8 protein-coding genes are annotated in these 13,375 nt (G+C 72.0%); 2 read left to right on the top strand and 6 right to left on the bottom strand.

Annotation, left to right across the window (positions count from 1 at the left end):
- Nucleotides 1-68: 68 nt before the first annotated feature.
- The gene (locus AB0B76_RS08540) at nucleotides 69-821 is read right to left on the bottom strand and encodes a M15 family metallopeptidase (RefSeq protein ID WP_360371497.1); all 753 of its coding nucleotides are present in this window, start codon (nucleotides 819-821) and stop codon (nucleotides 69-71) included.
- A gap of 19 nt (nucleotides 822-840) precedes the next feature.
- Here AB0B76_RS08540 and AB0B76_RS08535 point away from each other — a divergent pair, with 19 nt between their 5' ends.
- The gene (locus tag AB0B76_RS08535; RefSeq protein WP_360371494.1) at nucleotides 841-1,752 is read left to right on the top strand and encodes a L,D-transpeptidase family protein; all 912 of its coding nucleotides are present in this window, start codon (nucleotides 841-843) and stop codon (nucleotides 1,750-1,752) included.
- Between the two features lie 75 nt (nucleotides 1,753-1,827).
- On the opposite strand, the gene AB0B76_RS08530 is transcribed toward AB0B76_RS08535, so the two are convergent.
- From AB0B76_RS08530 to AB0B76_RS08515, 4 genes are all read right to left on the bottom strand, one after another.
- The gene (locus AB0B76_RS08530) at nucleotides 1,828-2,892 is read right to left on the bottom strand and encodes a DUF4037 domain-containing protein (RefSeq protein WP_360371491.1); all 1,065 of its coding nucleotides are present in this window, start codon (nucleotides 2,890-2,892) and stop codon (nucleotides 1,828-1,830) included.
- Nucleotides 2,893-3,001: 109 nt separating this feature from the next.
- Entirely contained in the window at nucleotides 3,002-8,512 is a 5,511-nt protein-coding gene (locus AB0B76_RS08525; RefSeq protein ID WP_360371488.1) for a carboxyl transferase domain-containing protein, read from the bottom strand.
- Nucleotides 8,513-8,767: 255 nt separating this feature from the next.
- On the bottom strand, nucleotides 8,768-10,198 hold the full coding sequence (locus tag AB0B76_RS08520; protein WP_360371485.1) for an ATP-binding protein: 1,431 nt from the start codon (nucleotides 10,196-10,198) through the stop codon (nucleotides 8,768-8,770).
- On the bottom strand, nucleotides 10,195-11,856 hold the full coding sequence (locus AB0B76_RS08515; RefSeq protein WP_360371482.1) for an FAD-dependent oxidoreductase: 1,662 nt from the start codon (nucleotides 11,854-11,856) through the stop codon (nucleotides 10,195-10,197). Before AB0B76_RS08515 ends, AB0B76_RS08520 begins: the two co-directional genes overlap by 4 nt.
- Here AB0B76_RS08515 and AB0B76_RS08510 point away from each other — a divergent pair.
- The gene (locus tag AB0B76_RS08510) at nucleotides 11,759-12,208 is read left to right on the top strand and encodes a UBP-type zinc finger domain-containing protein (RefSeq protein ID WP_360371479.1); all 450 of its coding nucleotides are present in this window, start codon (nucleotides 11,759-11,761) and stop codon (nucleotides 12,206-12,208) included. The two genes, AB0B76_RS08515 and AB0B76_RS08510, sit on opposite strands and share 98 nt — an antisense overlap.
- A 291-nt stretch (nucleotides 12,209-12,499) precedes the next feature.
- Here AB0B76_RS08510 and AB0B76_RS08505 read toward each other — a convergent pair whose 3' ends face one another.
- Nucleotides 12,500-13,369: an NAD(+)/NADH kinase gene (locus tag AB0B76_RS08505; RefSeq protein WP_360371476.1), complete on the bottom strand. Its 870-nt coding sequence runs from the start codon at nucleotides 13,367-13,369 to the stop codon at nucleotides 12,500-12,502.
- Nucleotides 13,370-13,375 lie beyond the last annotated feature (6 nt).

The raw sequence follows: 13,375 nt of genomic DNA, 5'->3' as shown, positions 1-13,375 counted from the left end.
GGGCACAGTATGGTGCCGGTGATCACGCGGCGGCGCAATGTGACGTGTAGCGGATTCCGCATCCCCTTTTAGGGCTTTTCGAAGTGCTGGTAGTCGGTTCCGGACCTCCAGGCGCCGCCCCAGGCGAACCCCTCGGCCTGGAACGCCTTCACCGTGGCGTCCCCGGCGACGATCATGCCCGGGCGCACGTTGCGCCGGTCGAGGAAGGCCCGGCCGGCCGGCGGCATGACCTGCCCCTTCGGCAGGTACGGGTTCTCGACGGTGTTGACGTCGATCGCCCGGCCGTAGGCGTGGTTGGACCAGTGGCTGGTGCCGGGCACGTTGCGGCAGTTGAACGCCGAGGTGTTGTCGGCCGCCATCGAGGTGTCGTCGCTGCCGCCGTAGTGCTCGATGAGCTGCATCCCGCGGATCGGGTACCGCCCGGCCCGCAACCGCTGGAACACCCGCAGGGCCGCGTCGGCGATGGCCTTGTGCACCACCAGCTGCCCGGCCTGGACCTTCCCGTCGAAGTCCACATAGGACACGTGCACGAGCCGGAGATCGTCGAGCCCCACCGGGCACCCGGCCCGCCACGAGACGCCGGTCATCGCCTGGCGCAGCGCCGCGGGCAGGGCCTCCACGAAGTCCTCGGGGACCGCCGATGCGGATGGTGTACCCGTTGAGCCGTCCGGCGCCGCCGCCGACGCGCTCGGCACGCCCACGGACGCCGGCGCGATGTCCGGCGCGCCGTCGCAGCCGGACGCGACGGCGAGGACGCACACGGCCGCGAGCCATCCGGCCACACGGCGTGTCGCCGGATTTGTCCGGAAGCTTGCGCCCATGCGGTAGATACTATTGGTCGTGCCGGTCGACCAGCCCCGACGCCGCCCGGAGGTCATCCTCGCGGCGCTCGTGCCCCTGCTGCTGGTGGCGGGTTGCGCGCGGGGGCCGGAGCAGGCCGACGCGCCCGCGTCCGGCGTCGCGCCCCCGCAGCCCGGCCGCCCCGCGTCCGGCCCGGCCGGCGCGCCGGCGTCCGCGGACCCTTCCGCCCCGGGCGCCCCGGCCCCGACCGGCGCCCCGGCCCCCACCACCGGCGCGGCCCACCCCACCACCGCCGCCCCGGCCCGGACCACGCACGCCCCTGGCCCGCCGAAGGAGGACGACCCGGCGGGCGACCCGGCCCGGCTGCGGACCCTGCCGGCGAACACCACCCAGGTCGTCATCGTGCAGTCCGCGAGCCCGTCGGAGACGACGGCGACGCTGCGCACGTACGCGAAGTCCGGCGGCGCCTGGCGGCCGGCGTCCGCGCCGGTCGCGGTCCACCTGGGCTCGCGGGGCTTCAGCGACGCCAAGCGCGAGGGCGACCGCACGACGCCGGCGGGCGTCTACGCGATCGACGCCACCATGTACGGCATCGCCGCCAACCCCGGCGTCCGCTACGCCTACCACCAGCTCACCGCCGACGACTGGTGGAACGAGAACAGCGACTCGCCCGGCTACAACACGTTCAGCCACGGCCCGAACCCGGGCGGCCCGAGCGAGCCGCTCTGGCAGGTCAGCCCGCAGTACACGTACTTCGCCGTGATCCGGTACAACATGCCGGCGACGGCGGGCCGGGGCAGCGGCATCTTCCTGCACCAGTCGAACGGCAACAGCACGCTGGGCTGCGTGAGCCTGCCCCAGGGCGACCTGCTGGCGGTGCTGCGCTGGCTGGACCCGGCGGCGAACCCGCGCGTCGTGATGGCCCCGACCGGCTGGCTCGGCCGGTACTGACGACCCGTTCGATCCTAGCATCCTAGGATGCCTTAGCGAGCGTGCCTGACGGCACGCCGGAAAACCTTCCTGCCGCTACGCGGCCGGCGGCCGTGCCGGGTCCGGGTGGACGGCCGCCGTCAGGCCGCGGGTGAGGCCGGGCCGGCCGAGGACGTCGGTGCAGTCGGCGAACTGGTCGATCGCGCCGATGGCGAACCCGGGCGCGAGGGCCTCGGCGAAGCGGCCGGCGTCGATGACCGGGTAGGGGCGGTCGAAGTACGGGCGGCGGGTGGCGTCGACCGGCGGGGCGAGGCCGAGCCGGTTCTGCTGGTCGCCGCAGGCCTCGTAGGCGTCGCAGAGGGCGTCCTGGCGGGCGGCGGCGTCGCCGGCGGCGACGGCCCGGGCCAGGGCGGCGGCGACCGGGGCGATGCCGGGCAGGGCGGCGAACGCGGTGCCGAGCCACTTGCTGTACGGCGGGTAGCGGCGCTGCAGCAGCAGGCTCAGCCGCATCACGTCGCGGGCGAGGCGGGCGGCGACGATGCGGCTGCCGAGGTCGTCGCCGAGCTCGGCGGTGCGCCCGACGAAGGCCTCCTCCTGGGCGATGCGGACCCACTGGGCGGCGAGGATGCGCCTCCAGAGGGGCTCGGGGTACCAGGCGAGGTTGGCGCGGAGGCGGGTGAGCTCGCCGGTGTCGTCGTGGTAGACGGCACCGGCGGTGGCCTCGGCGAGCAGCTGGGTGGGGGTGGCGAGCCAGTCGGTGGCGGTGGCGGGGTGGCGGGCGTCGAAGCCGAGGTGGTCGCGGGACCAGGTGGCGACGTCGGTGATGTCGACGCGGTGGTGGACGGGGCCGGTGGTGGGGGTCATGACGCGGACCCGGGCGCCGGGCGGTTCGAAGCTGGTGGGCCAGCCGTGGATGTCTTTGGGCAGCCGGTGGCGCAGGGTGGCGGCGAGCTCGGCGGGGTCGGCGGCGGCGGGGTCGATGAACAGCTGCAGCCGGGGGCCCCAGTCGTGGTCGGTGGAGCGGGGGGTGTCGAAGCCGAGAACCTCGGAGCCGGGGCCGATGCGGGCGGCGGCGTGCGGGAGGTCGCCGAGGAGGGGGCGGACGCCGAGGTGGTAGAGGTCGCGGCACAGCTGCAGGCCGGGCTGGAAGGTGGGCGGCACCGGGCCACGGTAGGGGGTTGCGGCGGTGCCGTGCTTCTGGTTTTTGGCGCTTGAGCGGTGACGCCGGCCGTCCCGGGGGTACCAGGGCGGCCGGCGCTTTATCGGTGGGTCAGCGTTTGAGGCCGTGCTCGACGGCCTCGATGATGCGTGGGCGCAGTTCGGCGGCGCTGATGATGGCGTCGACGGAGCCGACCTCGACGGCGCGCTGGATGCTGTGGACGCGGTCGAACTCGGCGGCGACGGCGCCGAGCTGTTCGGCGCGGACGGCGGCCTGGACGTCGGCGAGGCGGGCGTTGAGGGCGGCGCGTTCGACGCCGCTGGCCGCGGCGACCTGGGCGTGCAGGTCGGTGACGCGGGGGTCGTTGCTGGTGCGGTTGTCGACCTCGCCGGCGAAGACGACGGCGGCGGCGGGGGCGCCGCCGAGGACGGAGGCGAAGGAGCCTTCGAGGGCGAGGACGGTCAGGTTGGGGTTGAGGGCCTTGGAGAACACGACGAAGGCGCCGCCGTGGTAGCGGGAGATGACGCAGAAGACGATCGGGCCGGTGAAGTTGACGATGGCGCGGCCGATTTCGGCGCCGTACTCGAGCTGGAGTTTGCGCATCGACTCCGGTGAGCCGTCGAAGCCGGAGAGGTTGGCGAGGACGACGAGGGGCCGGTTGCCGGAGGCGGCGTTGATGGCGCGGGCGACCTTCTTGGAGGAGCGGGGGAAGAGGGTGCCGGCGGTGTAGGTGTCGGGGCCGTCGGTGGGTGGGAAGCCGGTGCGGGGTACGGAGCGGGACTCGATGCCGACGAGACAGACGGGCCAGCCGCCGAGGCGGGCGTCGGTGACGACGGCGGTGTCGGCGTCGGCCATGCCGGCCCAGCGTTCGAGGGTGGGGTGGTCCTGGTCGGCGAGGGCGCGCATGACGGTGCGGATGTCGAAGGGCTTCTTGCGGTCGGGGTTGTGCTGGGTGGAGAAGATCTGCCCGACGGTGGTGAAGTCGCTGCCGTCGATGGTGTGCGGGTAGGGGGAGACGTCGCGGTCGGCGGGGTCGGAGGTGGGGGCGCGCCGGGGGCCGGCCTCGCCGGGGACGATGTAGGTGTGGTCGTAGTGGGCCATGAGGACGTCGCGGGCGCCGGCGAGGCTGGGGGCCCAGTACTGGGCCTGGCCGTTGGGGCCCATGATCCGGTCGTAGCCGCCGATGCCGTAGTTGTCCTCGGCGGAGACGCCGCCGGAGAAGTCCAGGGCTTGTTTGCCGGTGAGGACCATGGCGGAGTCGGGGGTCATGACGAGGATGCCCTTGGTGTGCATGAGCATGGTCGCCTCGGCGTTCCAGTAGGGCTGGGCGCCGACGTTGATGCCGGTGACGACGATGTTGATCTCGCCGCCGGCCTGGGTGAAGGTGACGATGCGCTTGAGGGCGGCGGCGACCCAGTCCATGTTCTCGGTGCCGGATGCCATGGAGATCCGGGCGCCGGCGGACAGGGCGAACCATTCCAGCGGTACCCGCATCCGCTCGGCGAGGTCGAGGGCGGCGATGACGCGGCTGCACTCGGGTTCGGAGAGGGCGCCGAGGGCCTTGGTCGGGTCGCCGAGGAGCACGACGCGGGTGATGCCTTCGGGGTGGCGGGGGGTGGGGGTGGTGACGACGCCGGCGATGATGGCGGCGCTGTTGCGGCCCTTGGGGCGCTGGACGGGTGCGAGGGTGCCGTGTTCGTCGAGGTCGTGTTCGGTGAAGGTGCCGTTGTGGCCGGCGAGGAGGCCGGTGAGCTCGTACGGGTACACGTTGCCGCGGCGGGCGGCGCGCAGGACCTTCTGCCGGTAGTCGTCGAGGGGCTGGACGGGTTCGGTGGAGGGTTTGTCGACGTTGAGGCGGGCGCCGTGGCCGGGGTCGAGGGTGATGCGGACGGCGACCTCGGACAGTTCGCCGGCGGCGTTGCGTTGCCGGGCGAGGAACTGGACCTCTTCGAGTCCGGCGCCGGCGGTGGTGGGCAGGAGCCGCTGGACGAGGGTTTCGATCTCGTCCTGGGTGAGTTCGGTGGCGGGCCAGACGTACATCATGATGCGGTTGGTGTCGAAGCGCTTGTTCTGGGGGCGCTGGGCCTGGATGTTGCGGATGGCGTCGAGGCAGCCGGTGGTGATGTCCTCGAGGGCGGGGAGGGCGACGAGGCGGCCGTCGGCCTCGCGCAGGGGGGTGAGGTCGCGGACCTGGCCCATGGCGATGAGGCGTTCGTCGGCAGGGTTGGTCTTGGCGACGGCTTTGAACAGGTAGATCTCCTCGTCGGCGGAGGGCAGCCGGGTGAGGTCGAACTCGCGGAGCCGGTAGAGCTGGAGCCGGTTGGCGATCTGCGGGTGCAGGCCGCGGATGAGGCGGTCCTCGGCGAAGGCGCCGCCGTCGGGGCGGAAGGTGAAGTGGTGGTGCATGACGGCGCCGGAGGTGCCGGCGACGGTGATGGTGATGCGGCGTACGGCGGTGGGCTGGGGGTGCTGGCCGAGGACGTCGCCGAGGCGGGCGGCGATGGTGACGGCGTCAGGCTGGTCCTCCCAGGCGACGTAGAGGTCGGCGACGAGGGCGGGGGTGTCGGCGGCGAATCCGGCGACGGCGTCGAGGGCGGCGTCGAGGGTGTCGATGTCGACGGCGGTGGTGGCGACGCGGGTCCGGTTGCCGGTGCGGCCGGTGTGTTCGGCGGTGACGAACCGTCCGCCGGCGGTGTCGGCGGTGGTGACGTGGCTGAGGCCGCGGTTGCCGTAGTAGCGGCGGGTGAGGACCTCGAGGAGGGGGGCGTGGTCGCGGCTCGGCCCGCCGGCGCGCAGCCTGTTGCTTTGTCCGATGCGCTGGCCGATGAGCCGGACGAGGGGTTCGGCGCTGGCGACCATGGACTGGATTCGGTCGGCGCGGTCGGGGGCGTCGGGGTTTTCGTCGAGGTAGCGCAGGTCGGAGCGGATGCCGACGTACACCTCGGCGCGGTTGCGGCGCAGGAGGGGCTGGGCGAACCAGCGGAAGACGATGCCGCGGGCGAGGTCGGAGACGGCGGGGAAGCGGACCTGGGTGGCCTCGATGAGGTGTTCGAGGGTGAGGCCGGCGCGTTCGGCGAGGGGTTCCAGGGGCGGGGGGCCGGCGAGCCATTGGCGGAGCAGTCCGGAGACGACGGCGACGTCGGTGGCGGTGCGCTGCTGGGCGAGGAAGATGCGGAAGACGGCGGCTTCGAGGTCGGGGGTGCGGTCGAGGCGGTCGATGCCGTAGTGGGCGAGGACCTTGGTGAGGCGGGCCTGGAACGCGGCGGGGACGCCGGCGCGGTCGACGTCGAGGCTGCCGAGGTAGCGGTGGAAGTACTCGCGGGGGGAGTGCACGGCGGTGTTGGCTTCGAGGTCGCGTTCGCCGGCGGCGGTGTTGCGGGTGAGGTCGGCGAGGTCGGCGAAGACGGTGAGGAGCTCGAGTTCGCCGGTGGTGGGCCGGGTGTCGGCTTCGGCGCGGGCCTGCAGGTAGTTGGTGAGGGTGCGGCCGCGGTCGTGGGGGTCGGTGTCGAAGCCGAGGAGGAGGGCGCGGAGGTCCCGCAGGCCGTGGGCGAGGCGTTCGGCGGTGGTGCCGGTGGTGGTCTCGGGGGGCAGGTCGATGTCGACGGCTTCGGCGGCGGGCCCGTCGGTGGTGGTGTCGTCGGTGTCGTCGGCGAGGGGTTCGAGGCGCATGAGGGGGGCGCCGGTCTCGACCTGGCTGCCGACGGAGACGGGCAGTTCGCGGACGCGGGCGCGGAACGGGGCGCGCAGGGCGGTCTCCATCTTCATGCTTTCCAGCACGAGGATGGGGGCGCCGGCCTGGACTTCGTCGCCGACGGCGACGGGGGTGGCGACGACGAGGGCGGGGGCAGGTGAGCGGACGACGCCGCCTTCGTCGCGGCTGATGCGGTGGGTGACGCCGTCGACCTCGACGAGGTGGATGGGGCCGTGGGTGGCGGAGACGAGCCGGAAGCGGCGGCCGTTGACGGTGATCTGGCCGCGGTGGGCGTCGAAGCGTTCGATTTCGACGTCGGCGGGGTGGGGGTCGGTGCCGGCGGCGACGCCGACGCGGTAGCGGGTGGGGCCGACGCGGGCGACGGCGACGCGGTAGCCGACGCCGCGGAGTTTGAGGTCGAGGGGGCGGCCGGATTCGTGCTGGACCTGGGGGCGGCCGCCGTGGGCGGTGGTGAGGAGGCGGGCGCGGGCGATCTGCTCTTCGTCCTGGTAGGCCTCGATGGCGGCGGCGGCCAGGGCGATGGCGGAGTGGCGGTGGTTGACGAGGCGGCCTTCGGCGCGGACGCGGTCGATCCAGCCGGTGTCGGCGGTGGCGTCGATGACTTCGGGCTGGTTGAGCAGGTCGATGACGAAGCTCTTGTTGGTGGCGCCGCCGTCGATGATGACGGTGGTCTCGGCCATGGCGCGGCGGAGCCGGCCGAGGGCTTCGTCGCGGTCCCGGCCGTAGGCGATGATCTTGGCGATCATGGAGTCGAAGTCGGAGGGGATGCTGTCGCCTTCGCCGACGCCGCTGTCGACGCGGATGCCGGGCCCGGCGGGCAGGACGAGGCGGGAGATGCGGCCGGGGGCGGGGGCGAAGTCGCGGTCGGGGTCTTCGGCGTTGAGGCGGGCCTCGACGGCGTGGCCGGCTTCGGCGGGGCGGACGCCGTCGAGCTTGCCGCCGGCGGCGACGTGCAGCTGCAGCTTGACGAGGTCGGTGCCGGTGGTGATCTCGGTGATCGGGTGTTCGACCTGCAGGCGGGTGTTGACCTCGAGGAACGCGAAGATCCGGTCGGTGGGGTGGTAGAGGAACTCGACGGTGCCGGCGCCGCGGTAGTCCACGGCGAGGGCGAGGCGTTCGGCGGCGGCCTTGAGCTCGGCGGTCTGTTCGGGGCCGAGGACGGGCGACGCGGACTCCTCGATGATCTTCTGGTTGCGGCGCTGGACGGAGCAGTCGCGCACGCCGAGGGCCCAGGCGGTGCCCTGGCCGTCGGCGATGACCTGGACCTCGACGTGGCGGGCGCCGGTGACGAGGCGTTCGAGGAAGACGATGCCGGAGCCGAACGCGCGCAGGGCTTCGGCGCTGGTGCGTTCGTAGGCGTCGGCGAGCTCGCCGGCGGAGGCGACCTTGCGGATGCCGCGGCCGCCGCCGCCGGCGGTGGCCTTGAGCATGAGCGGGTAGCCGATCTGCTCGCCGGCGCGCAGGGCGTCGTCGAGGGTGGCGACCTCGCCGCGGCTCCAGGGGGCGACGGGGACGCCGACCTCTTCGGCGATGAGCTTGGCGCCGATCTTGTCGCCGAGCTTGCGCATGGCGTCGGCGCTGGGGCCGATGAAGGTGATGCCGAGGGCGTCGCAGAGCTCGGCGAAGGCGGGGTCCTCGGCGACGAAGCCCCAGCCGACCCAGGCGGCGTCGGCGCCGGTGGCGCGCAGGGCCCGGCCGAGCAGGTCGTGGTTGAGGTAGGGGCGGGCGGCGGCGGGGCCGAGGGGGTGGGCGAGGTCGGCTTCGCGGACGAAGGTCGCGGTCCGGTCGACGTCGGTGTAGAGGGCGACCGTCTCGATCCGTGTGCCCGTTTCCGCGGACAGGTCACGCACGGCGTGGATGAGCCGCATGGCGGCCTCTCCGCGGTTGACGATGGCGATACGACTGAACACCGGTTGAGCCTCCTGGATTTTCCCCGCGTGTGCCGCGACGATCTACACCCTGCTTGATTACTGCCGAGTACACCAATGCGCCTGTCGACGCATCCTATGGCCGTCCCGTTGTGGGGTTTCTACAACATTTCTTGCTGACTTCGGAGCATAAATCCTAGCATCCTAGGACGCCTTAGGCAGCGTGCCTGACGGCACGCCAAAAACAATAACGATCGGCGCTACGCGCCGACCTGCTTCTGAAGGACAGCGCCTCGTTCAGACGGTCTCGCGCAGGGGCAGGACGACGGTGAAGTGGGTGTCGCCCGGCTCGGAGGCGACGCGGATGTCGCCGTGGTGCTTCTTGACCACGATGCGGTAGCTGATGTCGAGGCCGAGGCCGGTGCCCTCGCCGACGGGCTTGGTGGTGAAGAACGGCTCGAAGATGCGGGGCCGGACCTCGGGCGGGATGCCGGTGCCGGTGTCGGCGATGTCGACGGTGAGGCAGTCGCCGGTCGGGTCGAGGGCGGTGGTGATGGTGAGGGTCCCGGAGCCGCGCATGGCGGCGACGCCGTTGTCGATGAGGTTCGTCCACACCTGGTTGAGCTCGGCGGCGTACGCGGGGATGTTCGGCAGGCTGCGGTCGTAGTTGGTGACGACGCGGATGCCGTTGGGGATCTTCGCGTTGAGCATGATGAGGGTGGCGTCGAGCAGTTCGTGGACGTCGACGACCTGGAACGGGCCGCGGTCGAGCTGGGAGTACTGCTTGGCGGCGGAGACGAGGCCGGAGATGCGTCCGACGGCGTCGTCGATCTCGCCCATGAGCAGTTCGGTTTCGATGGTGTAGCACAGCCAGCGGACGGCGGGTTCGAGGTCGATGTCGCCGATGCTGGTGGCGACGTCTTCGAGCCAGGGCAGTTCGACGCCGCCGGCGACGAGGGTGGGGGCGAGGTCCCAGGCGCCGGCGACGTCGTGTTCGTCGAGCCAGTCGCCGATGGTGTCCTCGGCGTCGGAGATGTCCAGGGCGGAGCGTTTGGGGGTGTTCTGGGCCTTTTTGACGGCGGCTTCCTGGAGTTCGACGAGGCCGTGGAGGCGTTCGCCGTCGAGGCGGCCGTCGGCGATCATGGCGAGTTTGTGGCGCATGCCGGCGACCTTGTCGCGCAGGACGGCGGTGGCGCGGACGGCGGCGGCGGCGGGGTTGTTGAGTTCGTGGGTGAGGCCGGCGGAGAGGGAGCCGAGGGCGAGGAGGCGTTCGCGTTCGGCGACGGCGTTGTTGCTGTTGCGCATGCCGAAGAAGAGGCCTTCGAGCAGGTGCATGGCCATCGGGAACCACTGGCGGATGACGGGGCCGAACTCGGCGGCGGGCAGTTCGAGGACTTCGGCGGCGGTGATGGCGTGCATGGTGTTGTTGTAGAGCTGGGGGACCTGGTCGCCGAGGTAGGCCTGGGTGGCGCCGCCGTAGACGCCGGTCTGGTCGGTGCGGGAGAGCTCGACGTCGTCGCCGCGGATGTTGCGGCTGAGGGCGACGGTGCCGGAGATGAGCACGACGAAGCAGGTGGCGGGTTCGCCTTCGGTGTAGATGGCGTGGCCGGCGGGCTGGGTGACGGCCCAGCCGCGGGCGGCGAGCCATTCGAGCTTGTCGTCGTCGAGGGCTTCGAAGAGGAAGAGTTCGCGGAGTTGTGCGGGGGTCAGGCGGCGGCCGTTGGTCATTGGGACTCCAGGAGGTACCGGTGGACGAGCGAGACGGCCATGGCGCCTTCGCCGACGGCGGAGGCGACGCGTTTGACGGAGTCGGCGCGCACGTCGCCGGCGGCGAAGACGCCGGGGATGCTGGATTCGAGGTGGTAGGGGTCGCGGGGGAGGAGCCAGCCGGGTGGGGGGCCGTCGCCGGTGAGCAGGTCGGGTCCGGTGAGGACGAAGCCGCGGGGGTCGCGTTGGACGGTGCCGTCGAGCCAGTCGGTGCGGGGTTCGGCGCCGATGAAGATGAACAGCCAGGAGGCGTCGACGGTGTGGCCGGGGCCGCCGTCGACGGGGCGTAGTTCGAGGCGTTCGAGGTGTTCGTCGCCGTGGGCGGCGGCGATTTCGGTGCAGGGGTGGACCTGGATGTGGTCGACGGCGTCGATCTGGTCGATGAGGTATTGGGACATGGAGGCGTCGAGGTTGGGGGCGCGGATGACGAGGTGGACGCGGCGGGCGTAGCGGGAGAAGAACATGGCGGCCTGGCCGGCGCTGTTGGCGCCGCCGACGATGTAGACGTCCTGGTCGGTGCAGGAGGGGGCTTCGGTGGCGGCGCTGCCGTAGTAGACGCCGCGGCCGTGGAGGTCGGCGAGGCCGGGGGCGGTGAGGCGGCGGTAGGAGACGCCGGTGGCGAGGATGACGGCGTGGGAGGCGATGGTGGTGCCGTCTTCGAAGTGCAGGACGCGGGTGTTGCCGTGGCTTTCGAGGCGGGTGACGCGGCAGGCGGTGAGGAGTTCGGCGCCGAATTTGATGGCTTGGCGGCGGGCGCGGTCGGTGAGCTGGGCGCCGGAGACGCCGTCGGGGAAGCCGAGGTAGTTCTCGATGCGGCTGGATTGGCCGGCCTGGCCGCCGGTGGCGCGTTCTTCGAGCAGGACGGTGCGGAGGCCTTCGCTGGCGCCGTAGACGGCGGCGCCGAGGCCGGCGGGGCCGCCGCCGACGACGACGAGGTCGTAGAAGTCGGTGGCGGGGGTGGTGGTGAGGCCGACGTGGGCGGCGAGTTCGGCTTCGGTGGGGTTGAGGAGGGTTTTGCCTTCGGTGGTGATGACGAGGGGGACGTCGTCGGGGGTGAGGCCGGCGGCGGTGAGGAGGCGTTGGCCTTCGGCGTCGTCGGTGGTGTACCACCGGTAGCTGACCATGTTGCGGGCGAGGAAGTCGCGGACGGTGAAGCTGGGGGCGCTCCAGCGGTGGCCGATGATTTTGACGTCGGCGCTGGGCCGGTCGGGGGCGGCTTTCCAGGCGTCGAGCATGGCGTCGATGACGGGGTAGAGCTTCTCCTCGGGTGGGTGCCAGGGTTTGAGGAGGTAGTGGTCGAGGTCGACGATGTTGATGGCCTGGATGGCGGCGTCGGTGTCGGCGTAGGCGGTGAGCAGGATGCGGCGGGCGCGGGGGAAGAGGTCCATGGCGGCCTCGAGGAACTGCAGGCCGTTCATTTCGGGCATGCGGTAGTCGGCGACCAGGACGGCGACCTGTTCGCCGCGCAGCTTGAGTTCCTTGAGGGTGTCGAGGGCTTCGCGGCCGGAGTCGGCGCGGACGATGCGGTACTGCTCGCCGTACTGCCGGCGCAGGTCGCGGGCGACGGCGCGGGAGACGGCGGGGTCGTCGTCGACGGTCAAGATCGCTGGCTTGGCCATGCGGTCAATCCAACCACGCGTCTGGCCGCGCGACGAATGTGGTGCGGGCTACGGTGGTGCGATGCAGAGTGGTTGCGCGCATGTGGATCTGGTGGAGCCGGTGGAGCCGTCGGCGGATGGGTGTGAGGACTGTCTGGCGGTTGGGGGGCGGTGGGTGCATCTGCGGTTGTGTTTGACGTGTGGGCATGTGGGGTGTTGCGACTCGTCGCCGTCGAAGCATGCGACGGCGCATTTCCGGTCGGCGGGGCATCCGTTGGTGCAGTCGTTCGAGCCGGGTGAGGAGTGGGTGTGGTGTTACGCGGATGAGGCGTTGGTGGGGGTGGCGGGGTTGCCGTCGCGTTCGCACAGCTGAGCGCTTGCTGGCTGTTGGCTGCTCTGCCGGGCGGCTTTTGGCGCTGCGGTGATCGGTTGGCCGCGGGCGGGTGGTTCCCCTTTGCGGGGCTGTCGCGTCTGCGGCTGTTCCGTGTTTCGGTGGTCCGCTTCGGTGGTCCGCTTCGGTGGTCCGCTTCGGTCGTGCGGTCTGGTCGTGCGGTGTGGGCGTCCGTTTGGTTTCCGCGCTGTCGGGCCGTCCTTGCCGGTGCCGGCCGGGCGCCATCCCGGCCGGGCCCGCGTCGCGCGGTACCGGACATTTCCGATTTTCCGGTTACGGGAGTTCGACCTCGAGGCTGCCGTTGACCTGGAGCTTGCGGCGGGCGCGTTCGTAGAAGGTGGTGTAGCCGAGGCGCACCACCTTCGCGGCGGCGGGGGCGGCGGAGACGGTGAGGGTGTCGCCGGGTTTGACCTCGCCGACGACTTCGCCGTCGACCTCGACGACGAGGGGGCCGCTGCTGGGCAGCAGTTCCAGGTCGAGGTCCTCGTCGGGGGAGAGGACGAGGGCGCGGTTGAACGCGGAGTGTGCGGCGGCGGGGACGACGAGGATGCCTTCGACGGTGGGGGAGACGATGGGGCCGCCGGCGGAGAAGCTGTAGGCGGTGGAGCCGGTGGATGTGGCGACGATGAGGGCGTCGGCGGCGTAGCGGACGAACGGGTACCCCTGCATCGAGATGGCGATCGCGGCCAGGCCGTGGCCGGGGGTGCGGACCAGTGCGATGTCGTTGAACGCGGTCACGGCGGTGCCGTCGGGCAGGGTCGTGCGGACGGCCATGCGGGGTTCGACGGTGAAGCGGTGGGCGTCGATCGCGGACAGGGCGCCGGGGAGTTCGTCGACGGAGACTTCGGCGAGGAAGCCGAGCCGGCCGAGGTTGACGCCGAGGACCGGGGTGGGTTTGCCGGACAGCAGGCGCATGCTGCGCAGCATGGTGCCGTCACCGCCGAGGCTGACGACGAGGGAGGCGCGGCCGACGAGTTCGTCGGCGGTGACGGCGACGGCGGTGCAGTCGATGCGGTCGACCTCGTCGGGCAGGCCGAGGACGGTGGTGTCGCGGTTGCGGGCCCAGTCGATGACCGCGTCGATGGCCGGTTTGGAGTCGCGGCGTGGATGCAGGACAAGTCCGACGGTGTGCACCATCCCCATTGCTGC

Source organism: Dactylosporangium sp. NPDC049140 (genome assembly GCF_040648435.1).
Note: the sequence above shows the minus strand (reverse complement) of the source record. Positions and strands in the feature narration are given on the sequence as shown.

Excerpts from the sequence above, each read along its gene's own strand:
- AB0B76_RS08540 (WP_360371497.1), bottom strand. The coding sequence starts at position 821 with ATGGGCGCAAGCTTCCGGACAAATCCGGCGACACGCCGTGTGGCCGGA.
- AB0B76_RS08520 (WP_360371485.1), bottom strand. The coding sequence starts at position 10,198 with ATGACCAACGGCCGCCGCCTGACCCCCGCACAACTCCGCGAACTCTTC.
- AB0B76_RS08510 (WP_360371479.1), top strand. The coding sequence starts at position 11,759 with ATGCGGTACTGCTCGCCGTACTGCCGGCGCAGGTCGCGGGCGACGGCG.
- AB0B76_RS08515 (WP_360371482.1), bottom strand. The coding sequence starts at position 11,856 with ATGGCCAAGCCAGCGATCTTGACCGTCGACGACGACCCCGCCGTCTCC.
- AB0B76_RS08505 (WP_360371476.1), bottom strand. The coding sequence starts at position 13,369 with ATGGGGATGGTGCACACCGTCGGACTTGTCCTGCATCCACGCCGCGAC.